This window comes from Pseudogemmobacter sp. W21_MBD1_M6 (assembly GCF_052119585.1).
In the GTDB taxonomy this organism is placed as follows: Bacteria; Pseudomonadota; Alphaproteobacteria; order Rhodobacterales; family Rhodobacteraceae; genus JBGQOJ01.
The window spans coordinates 550,400-576,631 of the sequence record NZ_JBGQOJ010000001.1; the positions used below are offsets into that span (position 1 = coordinate 550,400).

The following is a 26,232-nucleotide window of genomic DNA, read 5'->3' on the forward strand; positions in this document are numbered from 1 at the left end:
CACAAGCCAGATTGCCCCCATGCGCCTTGCAGGTTAGCGTCGCGCCAAACAAAAGACCGAGGCAAGCGATGACCACCCCATACTTCAAGCGGTTCATAGAGCCTGCTCAGGCCTTTCCGCAGGTCTGGCGGCTTTTGCTTGGTGTCGTGGTCATGGCGGCTGTCTATATTCTGGCGCTGGGGGTTTTGATCGGCGCGGTCTGGCTGGTGGTCGGGACCGGGGATCTGGCCTATTGGCTGCGGCAGATGAACGAGACGAATTCCCCGACCGGAACGCTGTTGGTTCTGGCGTCGTTCATCGGGATGGCGGCAGCCCCGATCGTGGCCGCGCGGATCATGCAAAAGCGCGGTGCGGCCACCTTGTTCGGGAACGGCCCGCGTGTTGTGCGCGACTTTGTGGCGACGGCCCTGATTGTCGCCCTTTTGCTGCTGGTGTCGCTGGCCCTTTGGTCGATCCGGTATGATGCCATTCCGAACCTTGCCCCCACGACATGGTTGATGCTCCTGCCGCTCACGCTGCTGGGTCTTTTGATCCAGACGGGCGCAGAAGAACTGGTCTTTCGCGGATACCTGCAACAGCAACTCGGCGCGCGTTTCTCGTCGCCTTTGGTCTGGATGGTTCTGCCCAGCGTCCTGTTCGGCCTTGTCCACTACGACCCGTCAAGCACGGGCGGCAACGTGTGGATCGTCGTTGCATCCGCGACACTGTTCGGACTGGTCGCCGCCGACCTGACCGCACGCACGGGCAGTCTGGGCGCGGCCTGGGGCTTTCATTTTGCGAACAACGTTCTTGCGGTCCTTTTTGTGGCGCTTGACGACAGCATCACGGGATTGTCGTTATATTTGACCCCCTATTCCGCAGACGACACCGGATCTTTGCCCTATCTTGTCCTTGTCGACATGGTATTTCTGCTTTTGGCATGGGGGTTATGCCGCCGTGTCTTGCGCCGCTGATTGCAATTCTTTCGACATCGGCTTATCTGGAAGACTGACATCAGCCCAAGGGAACGCGGACCGCGATGAACTGGATTACCAACTACGTCCGACCGACGATCAACTCGCTTTTTTCGCGCCGCGAAGTGCCGGAAAATCTGTGGACCAAATGCACTGAATGCGGAACCATGCTGTTCCACAGAGAATTGTCGGACAACCTTTTTGTATGCACAAGCTGCGATCATCACATGGGGATCACCCCGCGTGACCGGTTTGCAAGCCTTTTCGATGGCGGTATCTTTTCAGAGATAAAAGTGCCGGCGCCCACTGCCGACCCGCTGCATTTCCGCGACCAGAAGAAATATGTGGACCGGCTGAAGGCCGCCCAGAAAGCCACCGGAGAACACGAGGCCATGCTGGCCGCCGAGGGCGAGATGGGCCGCACGCCGATCGTTGCCGTCGCGCAGGATTTTACCTTCATGGGCGGCTCCATGAGCATGTATGTCGGCAACGCCATCATCGCCGCCGCTGAAACGGCTGTGAAGAAAAAGCGCCCGCTGGTGCTGTTCTCGGCTGCGGGCGGAGCGCGTATGCAAGAGGGTATTCTGGGCCTGATGCAAATGCCGCGCACGACAATTGCGGTCGAAATGCTCAAAGAGGCCGGCCTGCCCTACATCGTCGTGCTGACCCACCCGACAACCGGCGGCGTGACCGCCAGCTATGCGATGCTGGGCGACGTCCAGATCGCGGAGCCCAACGCGCTGATCGGTTTCGCGGGTGCGCGCGTGATCGAACAGACCATTCGCGAAAAGCTGCCCGAGGGGTTCCAGCGGGCCGAATACCTGCTGGATCACGGCATGCTTGACCGCGTGACCCACCGCAAGTTCATGCGCGAAGAACTGATCACCATCATCCGGATGCTGATGGGTCTACCGCAGGTAATTACCGCCGATCTTCCAAAACCGGCAGAGACACCGGCGATCGAGGCCTTGGTCGCGCCAAAGCCTGACGCGCCCAAGGCCCCCGACGCAAAGTGAGCGGCACATCGTCGGACATCATCCTTGAGCGGATGATGTCGCTTCACCCGAAAATTATCGACCTGACCCTGGACAGGGTCTGGCGTCTTCTGGCGGCGCTTGGCCATCCCGAACGCACCCTGCCGCCGGTGATCCATATTGCGGGCACCAATGGCAAAGGATCGACGCAGGCCATGCTGCGCGCCGGTCTGGAATCTGCGGGCAAGACAACCCACGCCTATACCTCGCCGCATCTGGCGCGTTTCCACGAGCGGATCCGGCTGGCGGGAGAGTTGATTACCGACGCCTATCTGACCGAGGTTCTTGACGAATGCGAGCGCGCCAACGGGGGCATCGGCATCACCTATTTCGAAATCACGACCGTTGCCGCCCTTCTGGCCTTTGCCCGCACCCCCGCCGATTACACCCTGCTCGAGGTCGGTCTTGGCGGGCGGCTTGACGCGACCAACGTTGTGGAAAAACCGGCGCTGACGATCATCACGCCCGTTTCGCTGGATCACCAAAGCTATCTTGGCGACACCCTTGCCCAGATCGCCGGCGAAAAGGCCGGAATCATAAAGCGTGGCGTGCCCTGCGTCGTCGGCCCGCAATCGGACGAAGGGCTGGAGGTGATCGAGGCCCGTGCCAACCGCCTTGGCGCGCCCTTGATGGTTTACAGCCAGCATTGGCACGTCTGGGAAGAACGCGGGCGTCTGGTCTATCAGGACGAAACCGGCCTGCTGGACCTGCCGCTGCCAAATCTGATCGGCGCACATCAGGTGCAGAACGCGGGCGGCGTAATTGCCGCGCTGCGCACGCTTGGCTTTGACAATGACACCTGCGAGGCCGCGATCACCCGCGCGCAATGGCCCGCCCGTATGCAACGGCTAAAGCACGGCCCGCTGGTCGATGCCGCTGGACCCGCCGAACTTTGGCTGGACGGTGGGCACAACCCTGCGGCGGGCGATGCCATTGCCGAAACCCTGACCCGCCTGCCAAACCTCCCGACCTATATGATCTGCGGCATGCTGAACACCAAGGACATCGGCGGATACCTTGCGCCACTGGCGGCCCACACGGCGCATCTTTACGGGGTTTCCATCCCGAAAGAGGTCAACACCTTGTCCGCCGAAGATACGGTCGCGGCCGCCCTGAAGGCAGGGATGGCCGCCACCCCCGCCGACACCGTGCTGTCCGCAATCCACAGCATCACAAAAGCCGACCCCGCAGCCCGCATCCTGATTTGCGGATCGCTGTATCTTGCAGGCCGTGTCTTGCAGCAAAATGGTTAACCGAAGATCCGGTAATAGGCCCAATCGGGCAAGAACTGGCTGAGGCGGAAAAGCCACGAGAATGCGGTCGGAAAACTGCGCTTGAACTGGTCGGTGTTCATGTGTTCGAACACCTCTTTCGCGGCCTGTTCAGGGTCCATGATGAACGGCATGTCAAACGCGTTCAGGTCGGTCAGGCGTGTTTTGATGAATCCGGGGTTCACCAGTTGCACATCAATATCGGTGTGCCGCAGGTCGGCATACATGGATTCCGCCAAGGCCATCACCGCAGCCTTGCTGGGACCATAGCCGATCGCGCCGGGCAACCCGCGAAAGCCTGACAGGCTTCCGGTCAGCACGATATGGCCGGTGCCTTGTGCCAGAAACCCCGGCATAACGGCCCCCATTACCCGAACGGCCCCGGTGAAATTGATGTCGCACATCAGTTCTGCTTTATCAGCGTCCCATTCATCTGCCTTCATCGGCCAATAGACACCGGCGAGAAACACCACTCCGTCGATCCTGCCAACCGCCTTGGCTGCCTTTCGCACCGACGCCGCATCGCTGACATCAACGGGCACGAATGATGCGCGGCCGGGCAGGTCTGCCACCAGTTCCGTCAGGCGATCCGCATTGCGGGCGCTGACGATCACTTCGATACCCGCGCGGCTCATCACCTCGGCAAGGGAACGACCAAGCCCCTCGCTTGCCCCGACCAACCAGTATCGCTTGCCGTTCCAGTCTCTCATGGCTTCTTCCTCATGGTCGCGACCAGCTCTGCCACCTTGATCCCGTATTTCCGGAACTGGCTGCGGTTTATAATAGCGCCATTTTCCACAAGATACATCCAGTCAGTCGCATCCAGCACATGGCCGCCGGAATCTTCAGGCAATCTGATCCTGTAGGTCAGCTGCAACCCCGCGCCGGTCTGCCTGCCGGTTCCTGTGCCGATCACATCCGGCGCTTCGGCCTCGACGCGCCCATCCGGCCACACCTTCAGCGTCCATCGACGGCTTTGCGTGGCGCCGCTGTCATAGCGGAACTCCTCGGTCATCAGGCCCGTGTCACCGTCCCATTCCACATTCATATCCGCCACGAACCGGGACGAAACGCGCCCCGTTGGCCCGTATATCAACCCTTCGCACAAAAGCGGCCCGTTCAGATGTTTGCGCACATCGAACACCGGCCCCGAACCTGCGTAATCCTCTGGCGTCTGGGCGACAAAGGTCCAGTTCCGCTGCCATACTATGAACAGGCCCAAGGACAGCAGGATTCCAAGGCCGACAAAAAGCAGGCTGCTCATTGCTCAACTCTCCTTCAATTCGGTGGTCGCCAAAAGTGCGACGGCGACAAGTTTCAGCGCACAGGGCACGGCGGCATAAAGGATCGTCAGCATGGTCAGCGCGGCGGCGGAATTAGCGCCGCCCGTCTTGAATCCGCTGACATCCAGAAGCGGCAAAAGCAGGACCGCCGCGAAGGCCAGCGTGAATTTCGACACGAATGACCAAAGACCGAATGCCTGCCCCGCATGAGGAGCAATCACCGCCAGCCTCGTTGCGAAAATGGCAGGCAGCAGGGTCATATCCGCCCCCAGCGCCGCGCCTGATGCCACGCAGATCAGCGCGAACAGCAGGGTGTCGCCCGCGCCGAGTGTAGCGGCGAAACCGAAGGCAATGATCGACAGGACCATCCCCGCCAACAGCGCGGGCCTTGGTCCGAACAAGTCCGCCGCGCGGCCCCAGACCGGCGCAGAGACCGCTGCGGCCAGAAAGAACAGAAGGAGCAATGGCCCCTCCCACCCGATCGCGGACAGACGACTTTCGACAAAGAACAGGAACAGGGTCGATGTCACCGCAACCGGCGCCCCGTTGACCAGCGCGATCAGCAACAAGCGACGGGCGATGCCGTCGGCCAAGACCTGACGAAAGCCCCCCGGCCGCGCCACCCCTGAGGTCGCCCACTCTCGGCGCATCGCGTAGACAGAGATCAGGGCAAGCCCCGCGAACCCCGCCGCAAACAATGTGAACGGCGCCGCATCCAGCCCCACCAGAACGGTCGGCGCAACAGCCGCCGCGCAGACACCCAGCAGGGCACCGGTCTCTCGCCATGTTGCAAGGCGCAGATGGCCCCGGGGCCCAAGTGTCGCCGCCTTTTGCACGCCCTGGGCATAGAAGTTTATCGTCAGAAAGCTGAACGACGTGAACAATCCGGTCAGCGTGATCGCGAACCACAGCAAGGGTGCAACCGGCGGGTCAACCGCGAACAATCCGATCATGGAAATCCCCAGAACCACGCCCGAAACCGCAACAGCAATGGCCCGGACAGAGCGCAGCCTCTCACTTAGCCAGCCCAATGCGGGGTCTTGCACAAAGTCGAACATCCGCAACGCAAACAACACCCCGCCAAGCGCCGAAAGGCTGACGCCGTATTCGTCCAGATAAAACTTGGGTGCGTGGATGTAGATCGGCAATCCCGCCGAGGCCAGCATCGCCGCAAACAAAGCATAGCCTGACAGATTATCGCGCGGGTTCACCGCGTCGCCTCGTCCGTCGGGGGTGCAGGTCGCGGGCGATAGGCGGCCCCCTTCCACCGCAATTTCAACGCCTGCCAATAAATCAGGCCCAGCACACGGCGGGCCCCGAAGGGGCGTCGCAGACAGGCCCGCAGGATCGCGGCATTGGTCAAGGGCCTGCGCTTGCCCGTCAGCGTCGCAAGCAGGCTGCCGCTGTCAGAGGTATAGTCGATCCAGATCCCGATCCGGGTTTGCGTGATATCAAAGCGGAAGACATATCCGCCCTCGACTGGTTGAAATGGCGAAACGTGGAAAACCTTGGTTGCGGTGACGGTATCGTCACGGGTCAGAACCCCGAGGTCATCGCGATGGCACAGATAAGAATGGCGGTCACCGAAGGTATTGCCGACCTCGGCGATCACAACGCGCAAGGCTCCCGCCGCGTCGTGGCACAGCCAAAAGCTGACCGGGTTGAACACATACCCCAGAACACGGGGCTGCGCCAAAAGATCCAACCGCCCCGGCGTTACACCGGACAAGCCGTGCGCCGCCAGCACATCGCGCGCCCAGGGCGCACCGCGACCCTGTTTGGGCGCGCCGCCATGATCGGTATCGTGCAGGGATGTTAGATTTCCACGGTTACGGGCAAACAGCCAGGGTGTGCGCAACGGCGCCTCGGCATCCAGCAGAACGTAGTCGACCGAGTAGCGGAACGTGTTCCCGATCGCACCCTTGCGCCCGTGAAACGTCTGCCCCGCAATATGATCGACAGTCGCGGTCATGCAGCGACCGCCGTTTCCTCGTTGCGCGACATGGCCTCGACCACGTCGATCGCGCTGGACAAGCCGTCTTCGTGGAACCCGTTTTTCATCCAGGCACCGCAGAACCAGGTGTTATTGGTGCCGTTCATCGCGCGGACCTTTTCCTGCGCCTGCACGGCCCCCAGATCATAGATGGGGTGGCGGAAGGTCACCTGATCATAGATCAGGTCTTCGCGGATCGTGCGGGTAGAGTTCAGCGTCACGAACAAACGGTCGTCTTGCGGGATCGGTTGCAGGGAATTCATCCAATAGGTCAGGTCGATCCGGTCCGATGTCTTGTCCATGTCCTCGCAATAGACCCACGACGACCAGCATGCGCGGCGACGGGGCATAACGGTCGTGTCGGCATGCAGGACCGCATCGTTCGGCTGGTAGCGGACAGCGCCAAGTGCGGCGCGCTCTGCCTGCGATGCATCGGACAACAGCGCCAGGCTGTCATCGGAATGGGTTGCCATGACCACCTCGTCGAATGCCTCCCACTCGGCACCTTTGGCCTTCACCTCGACCCCGTCGATGGTGCGGCGCACTCCGTCGATGGCGGCGCCAAGGCGGATATCGACGCCTTGACCGGACATAGCAGCCCCAAGGCGCTGGACATATTGAACCGACCCGCCCTTAACCGTATGCCATTGGTGCTGGCCCGTGACGCCAAGCAAGGCGTGGTTCTTGAAGAACTCGATCAGCGCCTTGGCTGGAAAGTTCATGATGTTTTCCGTCGGCGTTGACCAGATCGCACCGGACAGCGGCAGAATATAGTAATCGCGAAACCATTTCCCTGTGCCCAGCCTGTCCAGAAACTGGCCGATCGTCAGGTCGGGGTCATTCGCGACCTCTATCGCTTTGGCGTTGAACCGCACAACATCTCGCATCATGCCCAGAAAACGGGGGTTCACGATATTGCGTTTTTGCGCAAATACAGCACTAAGGCTGGCCAGCCCATATTCGACACGCCCGCCATTCAAGGACGCGCCGAAGCTCATGTTGCTTTTGACAACAGGCACATCCAGTTTTGCAAACAGCTTTGCCATATTCGGGTAATTTGCGTAGTTGAACACGATAAAGCCGGTGTCTACAGGCTGATCACCGCGCTTTCCCGCCAAAACGGTTCTGGCATGGCCGCCCAATCTTTTTTCCGACTCGAACAACACAACCTGATGCCGCTGCGCCAGCATATGGGCCGCACCCATTCCGGAAATCCCCGCGCCAATAACCGCAATCCGTTTTGGCACGGACATTCCTGTCTCAAATGGCATTCACTCGTCTCCTTACCGAAACCCCTTCGGCGTATGTGACTGTTACGCATGGGCTGCGTAAGCGGATCAATAAGAAATGTCGGCACCGATGTGATCCAAACCCCGGTTTGCGGCGTAACAAATACATGTTGGACATTTTGGACTACTCGCAGGAACTGGATGCAACTTCCATCGCTTCGCTTTACAGTCGAAGCGACATTCAAGATATGTCGCGCAGCCAGAACCGGAGCCGGGCAATTGCCAGCATGAGCAGAGACCAGTGGATTGACCAGATTGACCGGATTCGAAGTCATAGGGACCAAGCAGCCTTTGCAGAGCTGTTTCGCCACTTCGCCCCAAGGGTGAAGTCGTTTTTGATGAGGTCGGGGGCAAATGAAGCCCTTGCCGAAGAATGCGCACAGGACGTCATGGCGACGCTTTGGCGCAAGTCGCATCTGTTCGACCCCACACGGGCGAGCGTATCGACATGGATCTATACGATTGCCCGGAACCGCAAGATCGACGCCCTGCGAAAGCAGCGGCGACCCGAGCCAGAGGAGCTGACATGGGGGCCGGAATCGGAACCGGATCAGGCAGACGTTCTTGCGCTGCAACAAGAGACCGCAAAACTGGAACAGGCCCTTGGCCAGCTTCCGCAGAAACAAAGGGAACTGATCGAACGCGCCTATTTCGGCGATCTGTCGCATAGCGAGATCGCTTCGGAAACAGGGTTGCCCTTGGGCACGATCAAATCCCGCATAAGGCTGGCGCTTGAACGGCTGCGCCACACGATGAAGTGAGCATGATGACGAAGATCAAACACCACCTGACCGAACCATTGCTGATGGCCTACTCGACCGGCACCCTGCCCGAGGCGTTCAGCCTTGTGATCGCGACGCATATCTCGATGTGCGACGACTGCCGTGCGCAGTTGGAGGGGTTCGAAGCGGTTGGCGGGGCTGTGCTCGAAGATCTGGACACATCCGAAATGTCATCGGGAAGCCTTGAGGCGACGCTGGATCTGATCAAGGCGTCGGATGAGGTGGAACAGCCTGTCCCGGTTCTGAAATCCGGCACCCCGTTGATTTTTCCGGCGCCTTTGCTTGGGTATGTCGGCGGCGACCCCGCAAGTATTAAATGGCGGTCCATCGGAATGGGCGTGCGGCAGGCGATTTTGCCGACGTCAAAAGAGGCGACCGTGCGATTGCTGCACATTCCTGCGGGCGTCGCGGTGCCCGATCATGGCCACCGCGGAATGGAATTGACACTGGTCCTGCAGGGCGCATTCAAGGACGCAACCGACAGGTTCGGTCGCGGCGACATAGAGGTCGCAAACGAGGATTTGAACCATACGCCTGTGGCCGAACCGGGTCAGGACTGCATCTGTCTGGCGGCAACGGATGCGCCGCTGAAGTTCAGGGGTCTGATCCCGAAAATAGCGCAGCAGTTTCTGCGGATCTAACGCTCTCGCACGGGCAAGGGAACCACGCCGGAAACGTCCACCTCGGGTGTGACATCTTCGAAATCGAAGTTATCCAAACGGGCCGCACGTTTTCCCGCGCGCTCTGCTGCGGTGTTGATCTGTTCCAGATCATTCCGCGCCTGACCGAAATGTGTGTTCAGCTTGTCCACCCGTTCAACCACCAGTTCCACATCGCGGTGCAGCATCTTCAGCGTTGCGCGGATGGCCCCCGCCTGTTCGCGCATCCTTGCATCCTTCAGGATCGCCCGCATCGTATGCAATGTTGCCATGCAGGTGGTCGGCGACACGATCCAGACATGGGCGTCAAAGCCATCGCGCACCACTTCGGGGAAATTGGCGTGCAATTCCGCATAGACCGCCTCGGAGGGCAGGAACATCAAGGCACCGTCGGCGGTTTCCCCTTCGATGATGTATCTCTCTGATATAGCCCTGATGTGCGACCGCACAGCCATGCGCAACTGGCGCGCGGCCATCTCCAGATCGGGTTTGGTCTCGGCCCGGCGCAGCGCCTCGTAGGCTTCCAGCGGGAACTTGCTGTCGATCACAATCGGGCCGGGCGGGTTTGGCAGGTGGATCAGGCAATCGGCACGCTTGCCGTTCGATAGCGTGGCCTGAAGCGTGAAACCGTCCTTGGGAAGCGCCTTGCCGACGATGTCATTCAACTGGATCTCGCCAAAGGCGCCGCGCGTCTGCTTGTTCGACAGGATATCCTGCAACGACAGAACATTGCCTGACAGCTTTTCGATATTCGCCTGTGCCTTGTCGATGGTCAGCAGCCGTTGCTGCAACTCGCCCAGTGAATTCGCGGTTTTCTGGGCAGAGCCATGCAGGCTTTCTCCCATCCGCAACTGAACCTCTTGCAGACGCTTTTCCATCAGCGTCATCATCTGCGCCTGTGCGGCCGATTGCGTCTGCGACACATGCTGCAACCCACCGGACAGATGCACCTGCCCGTCGTTCAATTGCTGCACGCGGTGCCCCAACTGCCCGATCTGATAGGCAAGCGGTTCGGTCAGCCGCGCCGCACGCCCGGCCGCGCGAACCACCATGACCAGCAGGGTCAGGATCAGGACCAGCACAAACGCCCCTGCCAGACCGGCCAGAACCAACGGGTCGTCGAACCTGAATACGGTCTCTCCAATCTGGATCATGTGCGTCCGAACAGCCGTTCGATATCGGCCAGCTTCAGCTCGACATAGGTGGGGCGGCCATGGTTGCACTGGCCCGAATGCGGCGTCGCCTCCATCTCGCGCAACAGCGCGTTCATCTCTTCGGCGCGCATCCAGCGGCCTGAACGGATAGAACCATGACAGGCCATGCGGCTTAGCACCGCCTCTATCCGTGCCTGAACGGTCTGGGTGTCGCCCAGATCAGCCAGCTCGTCCAGAATGTCGTGGATCATGCCCTTGGCATCGACATTTCCCAGAATGGCAGGCGTTTCACGCACGGCGACCGCACCGCCCCCGAAGGGTTCGATCACCAGCCCCAGTTGCGCCAGATCATCGGCCATCTCCAGCAACCGCTCTGCATCGCCCGATGACAGCTCGATAATCTCGGGGATCAGCAAGGCCTGCGCGGCAATGCCCTTTTCCGCCATCTGGCGTTTCAGCTTTTCATAGACCAGCCGTTCATGCGCGGCGTGTTGATCAACGATCACCATGCCGTCCCTGGTTTGCGCGATGATATAGTTTTCATGAACCTGCGCACGGGCCGCGCCAAGCGGGTGATCGACCGGCACTTCGGCCTCGGCCACATCCTCGACCCGGGCAAACATGGCATTCGCCTCGGCAAAACCGGGGGCCTGCGCCTGATAGGCAGCACTGCGGGCACCTGCCGACGGGCGGTCCATCTGGTAGACCCGCGCGGGCGCGCCTTCAGGCCGGAAAGCCCCCAGCGTCACGCCCGCCACAGTGGTCGAAGCACGGTGCCCCGCATCGGCCAAAGCGTGCCGCAGGCCGGACACGATCAGACCCCGCGCAACAGCAGGCTCTCTGAACCGGACCTCGGATTTAGCGGGGTGGACGTTGACATCGACGCGCTGTGGATCGACGTCCAGAAACAGCACAGCCGCCGGATGCCGATCCCGCGAGAGAAAGTCGAAATAGGCCGCCCGAAGCGCCCCGATCAACAGCTTGTCGCGCACGGGACGGCCATTCACATAAAGAAACTGTTCAACTGCGGACCCGCGCGAATACGTCGGCAAGGCGGCATAACCCGTCATGTGCAGGCCCTCGCGCTCTGCGTCGATCTTCAGCGCATTGTCGGCAAAGTCGCGCCCCAGCACGCTGGCCAGACGCCCGTGCAACGCATCGAACATATCGCCGGTTTCGGCGTCGGCGCGGAACGTCACACGGCCCTCGCCCCCGCCCGTCACATCCCGCAGGGTGAAGCCGACAAATGGCTCTGCCATCGCCAGACGTTTGAGGATATCACCGATCGCCTGCGCCTCGGCGCGGTCGGTGCGCATGAACTTCAGCCGCGCAGGGGTCGCGTAAAACAGATCGCGCAACTCTACCACGGTGCCTGACCGCAATGCCGCCGGTTTCACCTTGTCCATCCGGCTGCCCGCGACATGGATCATCGCGGCATCTGCACCATCCACGCGGCTGGTGATCGTCAGCCGCCCGACCGCCCCCAACGAGGGCAGCGCCTCGCCGCGAAAGCCGAAGGTGTGGATGTTCAGCAGGTCCGATCCGTCGATCTTGGATGTGGCATGGCGTGACATGGCCAGCGGCAGATCCTCCGCCGAAATCCCGTGACCGTCGTCGGTCACCCGGATCAGGGTCTTGCCGCCGTCGGCATAGGCCACCTCGATCCGGCGCGCGCCCGCGTCCAGCGCGTTTTCCACCAGTTCCTTCACCGCAGAGGCGGGGCGTTCCACAACCTCTCCCGCAGCGATACGGTTGATCGCAGCGTCGTCCAGTTGACGGATGACAGGGCGGGTATCGCCGATATTGGGTATGACAGAGGGCATGCCACAATTTGTAGCATGCCCTCGTCCGATTCGACCACGGCCATTCTTAGCGATTATTGCGTCGCAACCACGCCTTCGGGTTGGCCCACGACAACGAACCGCAACGCCTCGGGCTTTATGATCCGCTTGGCGACACGGGCGACATCCGTCAGAGTCACTGCCTCGATCTTGTCGTTCCGGGTCGCGATATAATCCGCAGGAAGGCCGGTGATCTGCATGCCGACCATGATGTCGGCAATCGGGCCGTTGCCGTCAAAACGCAACGGATAGGCACCGGTCATATAGGTCTTGGCGCTGTCCAGCTCTTCCTGTGTAACGCCGGTTTCGGCGACTCTGGCCCATTCATCCTTGATAACGGAAATCGCCTCGGCAACACGGTCATTCGCACTGGCAACCTGCCCCATGATCAGGTCGGCCTGGTCCTTGTCCATCAGGTAGGAATAAACGCCATAGGTCAGCCCGCGCTTTTCACGCACCTCTGTCATCAGGCGCGAGCTGAAATTGCCGCCGCCCAAAATCTGGTTCAGCACATAGGCCGCAAAGAAATCGGGATCTTCGCGTTCCAGACTGTCGTGCCCGAACACCACCACGGATTGCGGCGTATCAAAAGGCACAACGGTCACACCGCCGGTCAACAAGTAGGGCGCAAGGGTCGGCATCGGCGCGCCCTGCTCTGGCAGATCACCAAGCAGCGCATCAATCAGTAGCCCCAGTTCTTCGGCAGTCACATCGCCAACGGCGCTGACATACAGCCGGTCGCGCGTCATGATGCCCGCCTTGGCCGCCAGAATATCATCGCGCGTCAAGGTAGCGACTGTTTCCAACGTGCCTGATTTGGACGATCCATAGGGGTGATCGCCGAACGCCAGCCTGTTAAAGGTCGAGCTTGCAATCGCATTGGGGTCTTTCAGGTCGGACATAATGCCCGACACAACCTGCGCCCGCACACGCTCGACCGCGTCGGGGTCAAACCGCGGCTCCATCAGGGCGGTCCGCAACAAGGCTATGGCCTGATCGCGGTTTTCCGTCAGGAATTTGGCGGAAATCGCCAAAGCGTCATCATGGACCCGAAAGGAATAGCTGGCGGCAAGCGCCTCTTGCGCCTGAGCGAATCCCCGCGCGTCAAGGTCACCGGCCCCTTCTTCCAGCAAACCTGTCATCAGGTTCGTGGCCCCCCGTTTCTCTGGCAGGTCAAGGCTTGCGCCCCCCTTGAACCGGATTTCCAACGCTGTGAAGGGAATCGAGTGCTCCTCTACCAGCCAAGCCTTGATCCCGCCCGGCGACGTGATTTCCTGAATGGGCACCTCTGCCCGCAGCGGCAGGGCAAGCATTACGACGGTCCATGCCGCCAGAACCAGACGGATCATTGGGAGACCTCCACAGTATCGGGTGCATCATCAGACCGCATAAGCCAGCCGGTCACCGAATTCTTGCCGCTAAACACATCCTTGGCGGCGGCGATCACATCCTCTTCTGTCACGGCCTGAAGGACATCGGGCCATGCCTTGACGTCGGCAATCGTCAGGCCCGATGTCAGCGCCTCGCCGTATCGTTGCGCAAGGCCCTGAATATCGTCCTGTTCGTAAATGTAGGACGCCCGCAACTGCATTTTGATCCGCGCGAACTGTTCCGCATCGACACCGTCCTTGATGAAACCGGCAACGACGCCGTCCATCGCATCTTCAGCCTCTTGCAGGCTGACCCCTTCGCTTGGAACAATCACCAATGCAAAGGTCGTATCGTCATACGCGGTCCCGTCATAGGACGCCGAGGTATAAAGCGCTGTCTGCTTTTCGAATTGTAGTTTTTGCCCAAGGACAGACGTAGCGCCGTTGCCCCCCAGAAGCTCTGACAACATGACCAGTGCCGCCGCCTTTTCCTGCGCACCGGGATCGCGTTCAGGTGCAAGGTAGGTGCGGATCACATAGGGTTGCGAAACACGCGGGTCGGCATAGGTCAGGCGACGCTCCGCCAACTGCGGCGGCTCCTGCGCCCGTGCGCGGTCGATCAGCCCTTCGGTCGGCGCAAGAGGGCCATAGTAGGTCTTTGCCAGATCATGCACCTTGTCTGGATCGACATCCCCCGCAACGATCAGAATGGCGTTATTTGGGGCGTAGAATTTACGGTAATACCCCATCGCATCGTCAAGCGAGAGGTCAACCATTTCGTGCCGCCAACCTATGATGGGGGTGCCGTAGGGGTTGTTCAGATATTGGGCTGCACGTCGTTGTTCGCCGAACAACGCGCCCGGATCGTTTTCGGTGCGCTGGTTCCGCTCTTCGATGATGACCTGACGCTCTGTCAAAACGTCCTCTTCGGACAGGCGCAAATTGCGCATCCGGTCGGATTCCATCTTCATCATCAGTTCCAGCCGATCGGCCGCAACACGTTGGTAATAGGCGGTATAGTCCCACGAAGTGAAGGCGTTGTCCGATCCGCCGTTGGCGGCAACCGTTTCCGAGAACTCTCCCGGTGCCATGGTATCCGTGCCTTTGAACAGCAGGTGTTCCAGAAAATGCGCGATGCCGGACCGGCCAAGGGGTTCATCGGCGGCACCGGCGCGATACCAGACCATTTGCACGACAACAGGCGCGCGGTGGTCTTCCAGCACCACAACATCCATCCCGTTTTCAAGGGAGTAGGTCGTTATATCCTGCGCCGTGGCGGAACCCGCCAAAGTAACAGCAAAGGCCGCAAGGCCAAGCATCCGCTTCATCAATATCTCCCGCCGGTTATCTGTCTGTAAGATACGCCTGCGCCGGTCCGGCACAAGCGGGCATACGAGGATGTGAAGGGGTTACTCGTTCTCTGCCGGGTTCGGTGGAACGGCGGGCGTGCGCACGCCTGCACGGCGGAACCTGTCCAGCTCGCGGTACTGGTCAAGCGCCTGTGCCTCGTATGCCCGGTAATAGAGGTTCACGTTGAACAGACGTTCCAGCACCTTGCCCCTGTTGTTCTTGCGGTAGTCAAGATCCTCGGCGGCAAGCTGTTCGCGGATGCCGCCCGCAACACCGTAGCGCGTCGTTTGCGCCAGCAGCCCCTGATCGGCACGGGCCACACCGGATTGCGCCAACAATGCGGGGTTGCCGCCAAGGGCCGCAATCGCATCGCCATGCGGGGTCGGGTCGGTCAGATTTGCCCCGCCCAAGGTCGGTTCGGGCAGGCTTGCGTAGTCGGCAGGGGTCTGTAGCGGCTTTGTCGGCAAAATTCCGAACTCGTCAGGGCCAGCCGTATTGGACCGGATATTCATCAGTTCTGGAACGCGGTCCCTGTTACAGGCCGACAGAAGAATGACCGCCCCTAGCAAAATCGCAAGTGCCCCACGCGCATGCTGCATTGTCCGCCTCCTAAACCACGTCTGTGTTTTGTTTAGCGCATTGCAAAAGGCGCGTCACGGGGTCTTCTTTTCCTTCGTGAACAAGATAAGCCCGAAAGCCCCCGCAAAAATCGCGATGTCCGCGATATTGAAGGCATACGGATTGTCAAAACCGCAGCACGACATGTTCAGGAAATCGGCAACGGCCCCGTAAAGCAGCCGGTCAACGACGTTGCCCATGGCCCCGCCCACCAGACATCCTGCGGAAATATACGAAATCCGGTTTTGCGGATGCCGCCTGACCCAAAGAACGACCCAGGCCGAAATAACAACGGCGACGGCAATAAGCACCCAACGCATAACGTCGGTATCATTCGCCAAAAGGCCAAAATTGACGCCCCGATTCCACGCCATGCGAAAGTTGAGGTAGGGCGGGATGACATCAATCGACCCGATCGTTTTCAGATCCAGCAGATAGACGACGACCAGCTTTGTCAGCTGGTCCGCCAGAAATACCCCGACCGCTGTCCATAGGCCCCACCGCATCCCGCGCACCTAATGGCGGAAGTGGCGCATGCCGGTGAACACCATCGCAAGTCCGGCCTCGTCCGCCGCCGCGATCACCTCGTCGTCGCGCATCGAACCGCCGGGCTGGATCACCGCCGTCGCGCCCGCCTCTGCCGCAGTCAGCAGACCATCGGAAAAGGGAAAGAACGCGTCCGACGCGACAACAGACCCGATGGTCAGCGGCGCGGGCAGGCCCATCGCCTCTGCCATGTCCTGCGCTTTGCGGGCGGCGATGCGGGTGCTGTCAACGCGGCTCATCTGACCTGCGCCGACGCCAACGGTTGCACCATTCCTGACGTAGACAATGGCGTTCGACTTGACGTGCTTTGCAACTTTCCACGCGAACAGAAGGTCGGCAAGCTCTGCCTCTGTCGGCGCGCGTTTTGTCACGACCTTCAGGTCATCCAGTGTGATGTACCCGTTGTCCTTGTCCTGCACCAGCAACCCGCCGGACACCTGACGCACCGTCAAAGACCCGATCAGGGGGTCGGGCAAACCATCTGTCGTCAAAAGCCGCAGGTTCTTCTTTTTCGCGAAAATCTCGCGGGCGGCGGCATCGGCACCGGGGGCAATCACAACCTCGGTAAAGATCTGCACGATCTCTTCGGCGGTTGCGGCATCCAGCGGCTGGTTCAGCGCCACAATCCCCCCAAAGGCAGAGGTGCGATCGCAATCATAGGCCGCGCGGTAGGCCTCCAGCAGGGTCGCGCCACGCGCCACGCCGCAGGGGTTCGCGTGCTTGATGATCGCACAGGCGGGGCCGCCATCAGGTGCAAATTCCGCCACCAGTTCGAATGCGGCATCGGTGTCGTTGATGTTGTTGTAGGACAGTTCCTTGCCCTGATGCTGCTGCGCTGTCGCAACGCCTGGGCGGTTGCTGCCATCTGTATAGAACGCCGCCGCCTGATGCGGGTTTTCGCCGTAGCGCAGCGTTTGGGCCAATGTGCCGGCAACCGCGCGACGGCGCGGCGCCGCCTCGTTCAGCGCACTTGCCATCCATGTAGAGACCGCCGCGTCATAGGCTGCGGTGCGGGCATATGCGGTCTGCGCCAGTGTCTGACGGAAGGCATAGCCGGTGGCGCCATCGTTCGCCTCAAGTTCTGCCAGCAGGGCTGCATAATCTTCGGTATCAACAACGACGTTCACGAAGGCATGGTTTTTGGCCGCAGCGCGGATCATCGCGGGGCCGCCGATGTCGATATTCTCGATGCAGGTGTCATAGTCGGCACCCTTGGCGACGGTCGCCTCGAATGGGTAAAGGTTGACCACCAGCAGGTCGATCCCGCCGATACCGTGGGTTTCCATCGCGGCCAGATGCTCGTCATTGTCGCGCAGTGCCAGCAGACCGCCATGAACCGCCGGGTGCAGAGTCTTGACCCGGCCATCCATCATCTCGGGGTATCCGGTGACATCCGCCACATCAATCACGGTCAACCCCGCCTGACGCAGGCTGGCGGCGGACCCGCCGGTTGACAGCAATTCGACCCCGCGCGCCGAAAGTGCACGGGCCAGATCAATCAGACCGGTCTTGTCGGATACAGAAAGAAGCGCGCGGCGCACAGGCGAAAGATCGGTCATCGGGTCATTCCTCAGGTTATCAGTCCAGTGTCATCGGGATCGTCGCGCTCAAGGTCTCTGATGCTGAAGGGCGTATCCTGAGCCTTGGCAAGCGTCCATGTGACCCGCGTCGCATAGTCCATTGCGACGGCAGATAGAACAACCTGTTTTGTCGCGCGTGGCTTTAATCGGCCTTTTTCCAGATAAACACTCGGGTCCAGCGTCAATTTTGCGGTTCCGTCATGGCGAAACACCCAGATTTCACCGCTTTTCAGCGCCATCGAGATCGCGGTGCCACCCAGATCAATCTCTGCATCGACGTCGGGGTGCAGGTGAAACCGGACGGTAAACAGAATGCCCTGCAATTTCGACCTGTCCAGCATCCGGTCAAACAGGCGTTTGTCGGCCTCCGACAGCACATGCAGCGTTTCCTCGCCGGTAACGGCACGCCCGTCGTTCGATATATCCAAGCGCCGCACATGGGTGATGCCATGGGTCGAGACATATCCCGAATGCGAGGCCTGAAGGCTGGTGCCGTCGTTCAGAACCGACTGCTGCACCCTGACATCGCGGGGCACATCGACCAGCAATTCGCGCTGCCCACCGGCCGCAAAGCCGCCGCCACCAAGGCGGGACGACGAAAAACCCTCGATCCCCAAGGCGGAATGCGACGGCGTGGCCCGCCCCGCGCGCCGCCATTCCTCGCCGAACGACGCACCAGAGCCGCAACTGACAATCAACGGACGCCGCCCCGACGTCAGCTCGAACGCAAGCGTGGACGCGTGCCCCCCGCCGGATGCGGCCCCGACGGGCGGTGCGCTGGCATCGACGATGACGCTGGTCCGTCCGGCGGACAGGCGAGCGTATCCCATCGAAAGGCCAGTGGTTGCGCTTGCTCTGATGCCCGACATCGCAAGCGCAAAGTCCAGATGCCCCTCGCCCCCGCGACCGCCACCCTGAAACCGCGCAAGGCCGCCATCGGAATGGCGCAGCGCCCGCAGCGTTGGCGCGATCCGCTCGATCGCCTGCAAATGCTCTGTTCGGGGGGTTCTGCCCGCTTCGGTCAGGGCGGACGCGCACCATGTCAAAAGGGTGAATACCTCTAGCAACTCTTCCGGGTTGCGTGTGGGAATTCCGCCTTCTTCGTCAATTTGCGATGAACACTCCCGCGCCAAAGCCTTTATCGCCGGCGCGACATAGCGGTCCATGCCGGTCAGGGACAACCCCGCGTAAATCAAACCTGTCAGCGCCTCGAACCTCGGCAGACCTGCTGCCGCACTTTGCCACCGGCGGCTGAGAAATATGGTCTGATGGGCCAACGAGCCGAAGTAGGCCTCGGACATTGCGCGGTCCTGACCGTTCAGAAGGAACAGCGCATGATTGATCCACCGGATCATCCGCCGCCCCGTCAGGTCAGGCGACCAACCCGGCCCGCGGCCGCGGCCAAATCGCTCGATCCAGCCTTGGGTCCAATCCTGCGCCGATTTTCGCGCGGCAATATCCCCCACCGCCGCCAGATCATCAAGCCATGCGAACCCGTGCAACTGCTGCTCGAAGGTCGGGTCGGGCATCGGCAGTTCCCACATCGGGGTATTGGCGGCCTCGACCAGATATCCGGCAAACAGAAAGTTCCCGGCGGTCAACTGCCGACCACGGGCAAACGACCCCATCGTTCTGGGCTCTGGTTGCGATACGAACCCGGTGGCAGGGCGCGCCAAGCCGCTTAACCGCGCATGAAAGCGGTTCATCCAGCGCGTTTTCCGCCTGGGCCAACTTTCTTTCCGGGTCACGCCTGCCTCGCCTTGCTAACCAAGTGCTTCATTGCTCGACCACAATGATACGCGGGGCAATCGCACCTGTCACCGCCGAAATCCGGCCTTAGGCGTCTTTACGGAAGGCGACGATGAAAAACCCGTCCATCCCGCCAATATCCGCCCAATAGTCGGGACGCAGACGCAAACCGCCCTCGACAGACATCCAGGCCGGATCAATTCCCGCAAGCTCCAGCGCTTTGGTGTCTACGGTCAGCCCACGCTGACGCGACAAGGCATCGGTGACCTGAATTTCACCCTCGTCGGGCAACAGCGAACAGGTGCAATAGACCAGACGACCGCCCGGCTTCAGCATCTGCACGGCGCGGTCGATCATCTGCGCCTGCAAGTCGAACAACCCCGGGAAATCGCCGCCGTCCTTGGCATAGGGCAAATCGGCATGCCTGCGGATCGTGCCCGTCGCGGAACAGGGCGCATCCAGAAGGATCGCATCGAACAGCTCTTCGGGTTCCCACGCAAGCGCGTCCGCGACAATGGTCGTTGCCGTCAGGCCGGTCCGGCTGAGGTTTTCGCGCACACGCCCCATGCGCCCTTCGGAAATATCAAGCGCGGTCACATCGGCACCGGCGGCGGCCAGCTGCATCGTCTTGCCACCCGGTGCGCAGCAAAGATCAAGCACGCGTTCGCCCTTTTGGACGGCAAGAACACGTGCGGGAATGGCTGCGGCGGCATCCTGCACCCACCAATCGCCCGCCTCGAAGCCAGGCAGGCCGGTGACCTGAACATTGCCTTCCACCCGAACGCTGCCCGTTGGCAGAACCGCGCCGGAGACCTGCTGTGCCAGCGCCTCGGCATCGCCGTTTTTCGGGGTCAGATCCAAAGGTGCGCCTTGTGCCTGCACCGCCTCAATGGCCGTGATGACCGCCTTGCCATAATCCGCGATCAGCGGTTTACGCAGCCATTTCGGCATCTGCGACGGTGGCAAACCACCCCAGACAGACGGGCCATCGGCGGCGATCTTGCGGCAGACCGCGTTGACCAGACCGGCCATCGCACTGGTATGTTTGCCAAGGCGCGTCATTTCGACCGCCGCGTCGACCACACCATGCGCCGGTGTCTTCTCTGCGCACATCTCGACCGTGGCCAGACGCAATGTGTTGTGCACCGAAATGCCCGGAACCTTGTGCAGGTATTTTCCCAGCATCCGGTCGGCGCGATCCATTCCCCGCAGGGTGGTCATCGCCAGACGCTGCGCACGGGCGCGGTCTTGCGGCTCCAGCCCGGCCAACGGGCCTTTGGGATGATTGGCAAGTTCCGAGATCAGCATCCCGTCCCCAAGGACGGAATCCAGCATCTGAACCGCAGCGCGGCGAGGGGCGAGGCCGGGTTTTGACATCTGGGCATCCTTTGAAATCTTGTTTCGTTCGTCGGGGGACGTATATCATGGGAACAAGCGCCACAAGGATGACACGATGACCGATGAAACCCGAACCGACCTTCCCCCTGCCGCACTTCGCGCATTGCAGGAGGCCGAAGATCGCAGAAAAGCGGCCAAAGCTTTGGAATTGCCCACAGAACTTGGTGGACGCAAGGGCCCCGAGCCAGTGCGCTTTGGCGATTGGGAAAAAAAGGGAATCGCGATAGATTTTTAGGCGCTATCGCAGGCGCAGGTCTGCGTATCGCCCGTTTCCCCTGTCAGAGATGAAGCGGATCGTGTCGCCAGCCACCTTAACACTCTGGCAATTCGGCCCCAGATCACGGTCTCCCCAAGAAAGATCCCGGCAGAAAAAGCCGTTGGTCCAAGTCCATGCACCGGTCACGGATTGCCCGAATGCCGCACCGGTGATCTTTCCATCCTGCGTGACATCAAGCTGAATTCCAAGCCGCGTCAGGCTCTTGCCCGACACGACCCTCAGAAACGATGACCTGTCCTGCACCGTGGTAAATTCCTCGGCCAGTGCCGGGGCTCCCGCAATACCGACCAACAAAGCTGCGATGAGTAATCGAATCACCTGATCTATCCCAACCGATTTGCTCTTTTACGCAGCAATAGCCGGCCTGGATGACTCTTTCGTAAACACGCGCGCCAAGATTAAAGCCCAAGCACATCCATCATGTCGTATTCGCCCGGCTTCTGGTCCTGCCCCCAAAGAGCCGCCTTCAACGCACCCCGCGCAAAAATGCGCCGGTCTGTCGCGACATGGCGCAGGATGATGCGCTCGCCATCGGCGGCAAACAGCACGTCATGCTCGCCCACAATATCCCCACCGCGAATAGCCGAGAACCCGATGTCGCCGCGCCGCCTTGGCCCGGTGACGCCGTCACGCCCGCTGTCCGACACCTCTGACAACACAACGCCACGACCCGTTGCCGCGGCCTCGCCCAGCATCAGCGCCGTGCCGGATGGTGCGTCGACCTTGTGGCGGTGATGCGCCTCGATCACCTCGATGTCGAAATCGGCGTCCAGCGCCTGCGCTACTTTTTGTGTCAGCTTTACCAGCAGGTTAACCCCAAGGCTCATGTTCCCTGCCCGCACGATCACCGCGTGACGCGCGGCGGCTTTGATCTTTGCAAGATCGTCGTCGGTCATGCCGGTGGTGCCGATCACATGAACCGCACGCGCCTGCGCGGCCAATGCGGCAAAACCGATCGTCGCGGCGGGGGCGGTAAAATCAATCACCGCCTGCGCCTTGGAAAAAACATCCAGCGCATCGTCGGTCACAACCACGCCCGCCTCGGCGCCGCCCATGGCAACCCCAATATCGCGCCCGATCCAGTCATGGCCGGTCCGCTCTACCACGCCAACCAGCCGCGCCTTGCCGCTGTCCAGAACCTCGCGGATCAACATCTGACCCATGCGCCCGGATGCCCCCGTAATCACTATGCCCGGCAGTTCGCCCATCTTCCGTCTCCTCATGCTATCGGATGATTTAGCCCCTACGCGCCCCGCCTGCAAAGCGATAGGTTGCGGGAGACGTCGTTCCGCCTTACATCAGCGCCCATGGCACAGAAAAGATCCTCCTCCGGCCCGTCTCAACGTCAGCTTCGCGTCGGCGAACTGATCCGTCGCACCCTGTCCGACGCGCTGATGCGCGGCGAGGTCCACGACCCCGATCTGAACCGCATCTCGATCACCGTCGGCGAGGTCGTCACCTCGTCGGATCTGCGGGTCGCGACGGCGTATATTCTGCCGCTGGGCGGTGAAGGCGCCGAAGAGGCGCTGTCGGCCCTGCGCCGTAACCGCCACGAGCTGCGCCGCCTTGTCTCCAAGGCGATGACGATGAAATACTCGCCAGAGCTGCGCTTTCAGATCGACCAGACCTTCGAGCGGATGGATCACACCCGCCGGCTGTTCGAAAACGAGCAGGTCCAGAAAGACATAGCGGCCCCCGACGAGGAAGAGTGACGCAAAGGCCATAAGGCCGCGTTCCGCCCCCCAACCTTACGAATGGAGCCCGCACGATGGGACGCAGAAAATCAGGCCGCGATGTGCATGGCTGGCTGATCGTTGACAAACCTGCGGGGATTTCCTCGAATGCGGTCGTGAACAAGGTTCGCTGGGCGTTGGGCGCGAACAAGGCGGGGCACGCGGGCACCCTTGACCCCGAAGCGACAGGCGTTCTGGCCGTGGCACTGGGAGAGGCGACCAAAACCGTGCCCTACATCACCGACGCGCTGAAGGCCTATGTTTTTACCGTCCGTCTGGGTCAGGCCACCAATACCGACGATGCCGAAGGCGAGGTGATCGCCAGTTCCGACCTGCGCCCGACCGACGAAGAGATCACCGCCGCCCTTGCGCCCCTGACCGGGGAAATCATGCAGGTGCCGCCGAAATTCTCGGCCGTAAAGATCGACGGCCAGCGCGCCTATAAACTTGCCCGCGACGATGAAGAGTTCGAGATCGCCGCGCGCCCGCTTTGGGTCGAGGAACTGAACTTTATCGAACGCCCCGATGCCGACCATGTCGTGCTGGAAATGATCTGCGGCAAGGGTGGATACGTCCGCGCCATCGCCCGCGATCTGGGCGAGGCTTTGGGCTGTTGCGCCCATGTGCAATCCCTGCGCCGCACATGGTCGGGACCGTTCGATGCAGAGGACGGGATCACCCTTGATCTGGTGGACAGCCTTGCCAAAGACCCGCAACTGGACACCTATCTTTTGCCGCTGGAAATCGGGCTGGCTGATCTGCCTGAACTGCACTGCACAGCCGAGGGCGCATCAAAGCTGCGGCACGGGAACCCGGGAATGGTTCTGACATCGAACGCGGAATACGGCGACGAGGCCTGGGCCTCTCTGAACGGCAAAGCCATCGCCGTCGGGGTCTACAAGGCGGGCGAACTGCACCCGTCGCGTGTATTCAACACCTGACAAAAGCCGGGCGGGGGGCTGTCCCATCAGGGGGGCCGAAAGAGCTGTTATTCCCTCGCTCTATCGCTAAGGTGACCGACATGGAATTCGACCCAAGTACACAGCACGACCCCGGTGGAAAGGTCCGCCTTGCCCTGCCCGAAGGCGTGATCGGTGGCGCGACATTTTCGGACTGCGGGCGCTACAGGCAAAGCCTGTCGCGCGATTGGACCCCTACGGGTCAGGTGCCGCGCACGATCATGTTTCTGGGTCAGAACCCATCGGTCGCAGGCATCGAGGTTTCGGACCCGACCTGCCACAAAGAGGTGTCTTTTGCGATGCGCTGGGGGTTCACCCGCTATCTGAAGGGCAACATGCTGGACTGGCGGGCAACATCGCCAACGGACGTGCCAAATGACCCGGATCTGGCATGCAGCCCTGCCAATATTCCTGCGCTTCTGGACATGGCAGCAGAGTCTGAACTTATTGTTCTGGCCTACGGAAACCTGCACAAACGCCATCAGCAGACTGTAGGGCAAATTCTGACCGCGATCCGGGCAACCGGCGTTCCGCTTTACTGCCTTGGCCTGAACAAAGACGGATCGGCCAAACATCCACTATATCTGCGCAATGACACGGACCTTATAGAATTCCCGAATACATAAAGACAACAACGACCGGTAGGAACTTCGAGGATCAACGGGACGTGATGTCAGCCAATAAAACGCCAGAACGACAGAACAGCGACGGCAGGGTCACTGCCCGTGATGCGTTACGAAAAAGCATTGCAATCGTTGCAACACCGCTGCTTTTTCTGGCCGGAATTTGCGCTTTACCACCTTTTGGCACCGCTGGATTTCAAAGAGGTCCTGGCGAATTTGCGGGCAACCCCCTGGACTATCTATGCTCCGGCGCTTCTGGCCACATTGCTCGGCTATGCCGCGCTGATCGGATATGACTGGTCCGCGCTGCGCTATATCGGCAAGCGGTTACCGTTGCCCGTCGTCGCCCTTGGCGGGTTTCCTGGATATGCCTTCGGCAACACCATCGGGTTAAGTGTACTGTCCGGTGGGGCCGTGCGGTATCGCATCTATTCGGCACTGGGTCTTGATGCCTGACGTCGCTGCAATCGCCAGTTTTGCGGCGCTGTCTTACGGCATCGGTGCGTCCTTGATCGGTTTGGGGGCGCTGGCGGTTCATCCCTCAGCCCTTCAGGGGATCTGGTCTGTTGCCCCCGCAACACTGCGGCTTTGGTCCATCATCGCGTTGATCGGCATTGTCGCCCTTCTGGTCGGGTTCGCGTGGCGGGGAGGAGAGATAAAGATCGGCAATTTTGCCCTGCGCGCCCCCGCTCTTGGTGATATCTTACGCCAGTTTGTTGGCGGTCTTTTCCATCGCGACCATGGTCGGCGTCGCATGCCATGGTCCGGGCGGCGTTGGCGTTTTTGAAAGCATCGTCATCGCGGCCTTGCCAGCGGATGGTGCCCTGAACGACGCGGTCGTGTCCTATGGTGTGAAGGGGATGTCCTGGATCGCCTTCGGCGCACCCGTGGGCGCACCCGAAGGCCGCGAGGAGCTTGCGTGGGAATTCCACGATGCGGCAAGGGCAGCGGCGGCGCGTCCGATATTTTACGAAACCCCGTCATCATTCACCGATCGGACCATCGAGATGGGTCTGGCGCTGCACAAGATGGGGGAAGAGGCCGTCGTGCGGCTTGAAACATTCACATTGGACGGGCCAGACCGAAAAAAACTGCGCGCCACCCATAGCCGGGCCTTGCGCGATGGCCTGACCTTCGAGGTCATGCAACCACCGCATGCGCCCGCATTGCTGGACGCGCTTGCGGTGATCTCTGCCGCTTGGCTGTAAGAGCGGAACACAAAGGAAAAGTCGTTCTCTGTGGGCCGCTTGATCGCGGGTATCTTCAACAATTTCCGCAGGCTGTGGTCCGACACAACGAACGGATCGTGGCATTTGCAAATATACTGACCGCCGAAGGGAAGAAATCCTCTTCGATCGAATTGATGCTGTATCTCTGCGCCAGAGGGTATTCGGATTTCAGCCTTGGTATGGCACCGTTCTCGGGTATTACAGCGCGGCGCGGATCGGATTTATGATCAAAATTCGGGACACTTGTGCACCAGTATGGCGACCGCTTCTATAATTTCGAAGGCCTGCGCCGGTTCAAGAACAAGTTCGATCCAGACTGGCAACCGCGCTACTTTTGCTGCCGGTCAATTCTGCCGCCTGTCGCACCTTTGGCGGATGTGACTCGGTTGATTTCCGGCACGTTCACCGCCCTGAACGACGGTCGCGCCATTCAAGGCTGACGTCACGTTGTCTGATCAAAATGTGATCCTTGCGCAGGTGAAAGCGATGCGGACGAAACGCCGCCACTGGACCTGATGGGGAACGCTCCGCTAGTCTCCCC

General features: G+C 60.8%; 29 protein-coding genes and 1 pseudogene. 14 read left to right on the plus strand and 16 right to left on the minus strand.

Annotated elements, in window-relative coordinates:
* Positions 1–68 precede the first annotated feature (68 nt).
* The 3 genes from ACEN2R_RS02635 (at position 69) to ACEN2R_RS02645 (ending at position 3,240) form a co-directional block, all read left to right on the plus strand.
* Entirely contained in the window at positions 69–953 is an 885-nt protein-coding gene (locus tag ACEN2R_RS02635; RefSeq protein ID WP_442038923.1) for a CPBP family intramembrane glutamic endopeptidase, read from the plus strand.
* Between the two features lie 65 nt (positions 954–1,018).
* Complete coding sequence (accD, locus tag ACEN2R_RS02640; protein WP_442038925.1) at positions 1,019–1,969, plus strand: acetyl-CoA carboxylase, carboxyltransferase subunit beta; 951 nt, start codon at positions 1,019–1,021, stop codon at positions 1,967–1,969.
* Positions 1,970–2,001: 32 nt separating this feature from the next.
* Entirely contained in the window at positions 2,002–3,240 is a 1,239-nt protein-coding gene (locus ACEN2R_RS02645; protein WP_442039473.1) for a bifunctional folylpolyglutamate synthase/dihydrofolate synthase, read from the plus strand.
* Here the strand turns inward: ACEN2R_RS02645 and ACEN2R_RS02650 are convergent.
* The 5 genes from ACEN2R_RS02650 to ACEN2R_RS02670 are packed head-to-tail and all read right to left on the minus strand — an operon-like array spanning position 3,237 to position 7,805.
* Positions 3,237–3,968, minus strand: a complete 732-nt coding sequence (locus ACEN2R_RS02650; protein WP_442038927.1) for an SDR family NAD(P)-dependent oxidoreductase — start codon at positions 3,966–3,968, stop codon at positions 3,237–3,239. The two genes, ACEN2R_RS02645 and ACEN2R_RS02650, sit on opposite strands and share 4 nt — an antisense overlap.
* Positions 3,965–4,522, minus strand: a complete 558-nt coding sequence (locus tag ACEN2R_RS02655) for a DUF3833 family protein (RefSeq protein ID WP_442038929.1) — start codon at positions 4,520–4,522, stop codon at positions 3,965–3,967. The genes ACEN2R_RS02650 and ACEN2R_RS02655 overlap by 4 nt, the downstream gene beginning before the upstream one ends.
* Before the next feature lie 3 nt (positions 4,523–4,525).
* Positions 4,526–5,752, minus strand: coding sequence for an MFS transporter (locus ACEN2R_RS02660; RefSeq protein WP_442039475.1), 1,227 nt, complete (start codon positions 5,750–5,752; stop codon positions 4,526–4,528).
* Entirely contained in the window at positions 5,749–6,513 is a 765-nt protein-coding gene (locus tag ACEN2R_RS02665) for a DUF1365 domain-containing protein (RefSeq protein ID WP_442038931.1), read from the minus strand. The genes ACEN2R_RS02660 and ACEN2R_RS02665 overlap by 4 nt, the downstream gene beginning before the upstream one ends.
* Positions 6,510–7,805: an NAD(P)/FAD-dependent oxidoreductase gene (locus ACEN2R_RS02670; RefSeq protein WP_442038933.1), complete on the minus strand. Its 1,296-nt coding sequence runs from the start codon at positions 7,803–7,805 to the stop codon at positions 6,510–6,512. The genes ACEN2R_RS02665 and ACEN2R_RS02670 overlap by 4 nt, the downstream gene beginning before the upstream one ends.
* Positions 7,806–8,050: 245 nt before the next feature.
* Here ACEN2R_RS02670 and ACEN2R_RS02675 point away from each other — a divergent pair, with 245 nt between their 5' ends.
* Positions 8,051–8,584: a sigma-70 family RNA polymerase sigma factor gene (locus tag ACEN2R_RS02675; protein ID WP_442038935.1), complete on the plus strand. Its 534-nt coding sequence runs from the start codon at positions 8,051–8,053 to the stop codon at positions 8,582–8,584.
* 5 nt (positions 8,585–8,589) lie between these two features.
* A complete protein-coding gene (locus ACEN2R_RS02680) occupies positions 8,590–9,246 on the plus strand; it encodes a ChrR family anti-sigma-E factor (RefSeq protein ID WP_442039477.1) in 657 nt (218 codons plus the stop codon).
* Here ACEN2R_RS02680 and ACEN2R_RS02685 read toward each other — a convergent pair.
* From ACEN2R_RS02685 to ACEN2R_RS02725, 9 genes are all read right to left on the minus strand, one after another.
* A complete protein-coding gene (locus tag ACEN2R_RS02685) occupies positions 9,243–10,418 on the minus strand; it encodes a DNA recombination protein RmuC (RefSeq protein ID WP_442038937.1) in 1,176 nt (391 codons plus the stop codon). The two genes, ACEN2R_RS02680 and ACEN2R_RS02685, sit on opposite strands and share 4 nt — an antisense overlap.
* Positions 10,415–12,241, minus strand: a complete 1,827-nt coding sequence (gene mutL / locus ACEN2R_RS02690) for a DNA mismatch repair endonuclease MutL (protein ID WP_442038939.1) — start codon at positions 12,239–12,241, stop codon at positions 10,415–10,417. The genes ACEN2R_RS02685 and mutL overlap by 4 nt, the downstream gene beginning before the upstream one ends.
* Positions 12,242–12,294: 53 nt before the next feature.
* On the minus strand, positions 12,295–13,608 hold the full coding sequence (locus tag ACEN2R_RS02695) for a M16 family metallopeptidase (RefSeq protein WP_442038941.1): 1,314 nt from the start codon (positions 13,606–13,608) through the stop codon (positions 12,295–12,297).
* A complete protein-coding gene (locus ACEN2R_RS02700) occupies positions 13,605–14,957 on the minus strand; it encodes a M16 family metallopeptidase (RefSeq protein WP_442038943.1) in 1,353 nt (450 codons plus the stop codon). Before ACEN2R_RS02700 ends, ACEN2R_RS02695 begins: the two co-directional genes overlap by 4 nt.
* A gap of 81 nt (positions 14,958–15,038) precedes the next feature.
* The gene (locus ACEN2R_RS02705) at positions 15,039–15,578 is read right to left on the minus strand and encodes a DUF3035 domain-containing protein (protein WP_442038945.1); all 540 of its coding nucleotides are present in this window, start codon (positions 15,576–15,578) and stop codon (positions 15,039–15,041) included.
* A 54-nt stretch (positions 15,579–15,632) separates the two neighbouring features.
* Positions 15,633–16,103: a signal peptidase II gene (gene lspA / locus ACEN2R_RS02710; protein ID WP_442038947.1), complete on the minus strand. Its 471-nt coding sequence runs from the start codon at positions 16,101–16,103 to the stop codon at positions 15,633–15,635.
* A 9-nt stretch (positions 16,104–16,112) separates the two neighbouring features.
* Positions 16,113–17,702, minus strand: coding sequence for a bifunctional phosphoribosylaminoimidazolecarboxamide formyltransferase/IMP cyclohydrolase (purH, locus tag ACEN2R_RS02715; protein WP_442038949.1), 1,590 nt, complete (start codon positions 17,700–17,702; stop codon positions 16,113–16,115).
* A gap of 11 nt (positions 17,703–17,713) precedes the next feature.
* Positions 17,714–19,429: a heparinase II/III family protein gene (locus ACEN2R_RS02720; protein ID WP_442039479.1), complete on the minus strand. Its 1,716-nt coding sequence runs from the start codon at positions 19,427–19,429 to the stop codon at positions 17,714–17,716.
* A 130-nt stretch (positions 19,430–19,559) separates the two neighbouring features.
* Complete coding sequence (locus ACEN2R_RS02725) at positions 19,560–20,849, minus strand: RsmB/NOP family class I SAM-dependent RNA methyltransferase (protein ID WP_442038950.1); 1,290 nt, start codon at positions 20,847–20,849, stop codon at positions 19,560–19,562.
* 76 nt (positions 20,850–20,925) lie between these two features.
* On the opposite strand from ACEN2R_RS02725, the gene ACEN2R_RS02730 reads away from it, so the two are divergent.
* Positions 20,926–21,105: a DUF1674 domain-containing protein gene (locus ACEN2R_RS02730; RefSeq protein ID WP_442038951.1), complete on the plus strand. Its 180-nt coding sequence runs from the start codon at positions 20,926–20,928 to the stop codon at positions 21,103–21,105.
* Between the two features lie 3 nt (positions 21,106–21,108).
* Here the strand turns inward: ACEN2R_RS02730 and ACEN2R_RS02735 are convergent, their stop codons facing one another.
* Together ACEN2R_RS02735 and dapB are read right to left on the minus strand one after the other, a co-directional pair.
* A complete protein-coding gene (locus ACEN2R_RS02735) occupies positions 21,109–21,465 on the minus strand; it encodes a dihydrodipicolinate reductase (protein WP_442038952.1) in 357 nt (118 codons plus the stop codon).
* Between the two features lie 80 nt (positions 21,466–21,545).
* Positions 21,546–22,355 carry a 4-hydroxy-tetrahydrodipicolinate reductase gene (dapB, locus tag ACEN2R_RS02740; RefSeq protein ID WP_442038953.1) on the minus strand — a complete coding sequence of 270 codons (810 nt, stop codon included), beginning with the start codon at positions 22,353–22,355 and terminating at the stop codon, positions 21,546–21,548.
* Positions 22,356–22,454: 99 nt separating this feature from the next.
* On the opposite strand from dapB, the gene rbfA reads away from it, so the two are divergent.
* The 8 genes and pseudogenes from rbfA to ACEN2R_RS02780 all read left to right on the plus strand — a co-directional run.
* A complete protein-coding gene (gene rbfA / locus ACEN2R_RS02745; protein ID WP_442038954.1) occupies positions 22,455–22,859 on the plus strand; it encodes a 30S ribosome-binding factor RbfA in 405 nt (134 codons plus the stop codon).
* 56 nt (positions 22,860–22,915) lie between these two features.
* Positions 22,916–23,821, plus strand: coding sequence for a tRNA pseudouridine(55) synthase TruB (gene truB / locus ACEN2R_RS02750; protein ID WP_442038956.1), 906 nt, complete (start codon positions 22,916–22,918; stop codon positions 23,819–23,821).
* A gap of 80 nt (positions 23,822–23,901) precedes the next feature.
* Positions 23,902–24,465 (plus strand): DUF1643 domain-containing protein, encoded by a 564-nt coding sequence (locus tag ACEN2R_RS02755; protein ID WP_442038957.1) that lies wholly within the window; start codon positions 23,902–23,904, stop codon positions 24,463–24,465.
* A 102-nt stretch (positions 24,466–24,567) separates the two neighbouring features.
* The gene (locus ACEN2R_RS02760) at positions 24,568–24,918 is read left to right on the plus strand and encodes a hypothetical protein (protein ID WP_442038958.1); all 351 of its coding nucleotides are present in this window, start codon (positions 24,568–24,570) and stop codon (positions 24,916–24,918) included.
* Entirely contained in the window at positions 24,911–25,249 is a 339-nt protein-coding gene (locus tag ACEN2R_RS02765; RefSeq protein WP_442038959.1) for a hypothetical protein, read from the plus strand. Before ACEN2R_RS02760 ends, ACEN2R_RS02765 begins: the two co-directional genes overlap by 8 nt.
* Positions 25,203–25,670 carry a phosphatidylglycerol lysyltransferase domain-containing protein gene (locus tag ACEN2R_RS02770; RefSeq protein ID WP_442038960.1) on the plus strand — a complete coding sequence of 156 codons (468 nt, stop codon included), beginning with the start codon at positions 25,203–25,205 and terminating at the stop codon, positions 25,668–25,670. The genes ACEN2R_RS02765 and ACEN2R_RS02770 overlap by 47 nt, the downstream gene beginning before the upstream one ends.
* Positions 25,671–25,768: 98 nt before the next feature.
* Entirely contained in the window at positions 25,769–25,918 is a 150-nt protein-coding gene (locus ACEN2R_RS02775) for a hypothetical protein (RefSeq protein WP_442038961.1), read from the plus strand.
* A 15-nt stretch (positions 25,919–25,933) separates the two neighbouring features.
* A pseudogene (locus ACEN2R_RS02780) lies at positions 25,934–26,131 on the plus strand (phosphatidylglycerol lysyltransferase domain-containing protein); the annotation flags it as partial.
* Positions 26,132–26,232: the final 101 nt, after the last annotated feature.

What these genes read in the sequence shown, in the direction of transcription:
- ACEN2R_RS02635 (WP_442038923.1), top strand. Translation starts at nt 69, where the DNA reads ATGACCACCCCATACTTCAAGCGGTTCATAGAGCCTGCTCAGGCCTTT.
- accD (WP_442038925.1), top strand. Translation starts at nt 1,019, where the DNA reads ATGAACTGGATTACCAACTACGTCCGACCGACGATCAACTCGCTTTTT.
- ACEN2R_RS02645 (WP_442039473.1), top strand. Translation starts at nt 2,002, where the DNA reads ATGATGTCGCTTCACCCGAAAATTATCGACCTGACCCTGGACAGGGTC.
- ACEN2R_RS02650 (WP_442038927.1), bottom strand. Translation starts at nt 3,968, where the DNA reads ATGAGAGACTGGAACGGCAAGCGATACTGGTTGGTCGGGGCAAGCGAG.
- ACEN2R_RS02655 (WP_442038929.1), bottom strand. Translation starts at nt 4,522, where the DNA reads ATGAGCAGCCTGCTTTTTGTCGGCCTTGGAATCCTGCTGTCCTTGGGC.
- ACEN2R_RS02665 (WP_442038931.1), bottom strand. Translation starts at nt 6,513, where the DNA reads ATGACCGCGACTGTCGATCATATTGCGGGGCAGACGTTTCACGGGCGC.
- ACEN2R_RS02670 (WP_442038933.1), bottom strand. Translation starts at nt 7,805, where the DNA reads ATGCCATTTGAGACAGGAATGTCCGTGCCAAAACGGATTGCGGTTATT.
- ACEN2R_RS02675 (WP_442038935.1), top strand. Translation starts at nt 8,051, where the DNA reads ATGAGCAGAGACCAGTGGATTGACCAGATTGACCGGATTCGAAGTCAT.
- ACEN2R_RS02680 (WP_442039477.1), top strand. Translation starts at nt 8,590, where the DNA reads ATGACGAAGATCAAACACCACCTGACCGAACCATTGCTGATGGCCTAC.
- ACEN2R_RS02685 (WP_442038937.1), bottom strand. Translation starts at nt 10,418, where the DNA reads ATGATCCAGATTGGAGAGACCGTATTCAGGTTCGACGACCCGTTGGTT.
- mutL (WP_442038939.1), bottom strand. Translation starts at nt 12,241, where the DNA reads ATGCCCTCTGTCATACCCAATATCGGCGATACCCGCCCTGTCATCCGT.
- ACEN2R_RS02695 (WP_442038941.1), bottom strand. Translation starts at nt 13,608, where the DNA reads ATGATCCGTCTGGTTCTGGCGGCATGGACCGTCGTAATGCTTGCCCTG.
- ACEN2R_RS02700 (WP_442038943.1), bottom strand. Translation starts at nt 14,957, where the DNA reads ATGAAGCGGATGCTTGGCCTTGCGGCCTTTGCTGTTACTTTGGCGGGT.
- ACEN2R_RS02705 (WP_442038945.1), bottom strand. Translation starts at nt 15,578, where the DNA reads ATGCAGCATGCGCGTGGGGCACTTGCGATTTTGCTAGGGGCGGTCATT.
- lspA (WP_442038947.1), bottom strand. Translation starts at nt 16,103, where the DNA reads ATGCGGTGGGGCCTATGGACAGCGGTCGGGGTATTTCTGGCGGACCAG.
- purH (WP_442038949.1), bottom strand. Translation starts at nt 17,702, where the DNA reads ATGACCGATCTTTCGCCTGTGCGCCGCGCGCTTCTTTCTGTATCCGAC.
- ACEN2R_RS02720 (WP_442039479.1), bottom strand. Translation starts at nt 19,429, where the DNA reads ATGAACCGCTTTCATGCGCGGTTAAGCGGCTTGGCGCGCCCTGCCACC.
- ACEN2R_RS02725 (WP_442038950.1), bottom strand. Translation starts at nt 20,849, where the DNA reads ATGTCAAAACCCGGCCTCGCCCCTCGCCGCGCTGCGGTTCAGATGCTG.
- ACEN2R_RS02730 (WP_442038951.1), top strand. Translation starts at nt 20,926, where the DNA reads ATGACCGATGAAACCCGAACCGACCTTCCCCCTGCCGCACTTCGCGCA.
- dapB (WP_442038953.1), bottom strand. Translation starts at nt 22,355, where the DNA reads ATGGGCGAACTGCCGGGCATAGTGATTACGGGGGCATCCGGGCGCATG.
- rbfA (WP_442038954.1), top strand. Translation starts at nt 22,455, where the DNA reads ATGGCACAGAAAAGATCCTCCTCCGGCCCGTCTCAACGTCAGCTTCGC.
- truB (WP_442038956.1), top strand. Translation starts at nt 22,916, where the DNA reads ATGGGACGCAGAAAATCAGGCCGCGATGTGCATGGCTGGCTGATCGTT.
- ACEN2R_RS02755 (WP_442038957.1), top strand. Translation starts at nt 23,902, where the DNA reads ATGGAATTCGACCCAAGTACACAGCACGACCCCGGTGGAAAGGTCCGC.
- ACEN2R_RS02760 (WP_442038958.1), top strand. Translation starts at nt 24,568, where the DNA reads ATGCGTTACGAAAAAGCATTGCAATCGTTGCAACACCGCTGCTTTTTC.
- ACEN2R_RS02765 (WP_442038959.1), top strand. Translation starts at nt 24,911, where the DNA reads ATGCCTGACGTCGCTGCAATCGCCAGTTTTGCGGCGCTGTCTTACGGC.
- ACEN2R_RS02770 (WP_442038960.1), top strand. Translation starts at nt 25,203, where the DNA reads ATGGTCGGCGTCGCATGCCATGGTCCGGGCGGCGTTGGCGTTTTTGAA.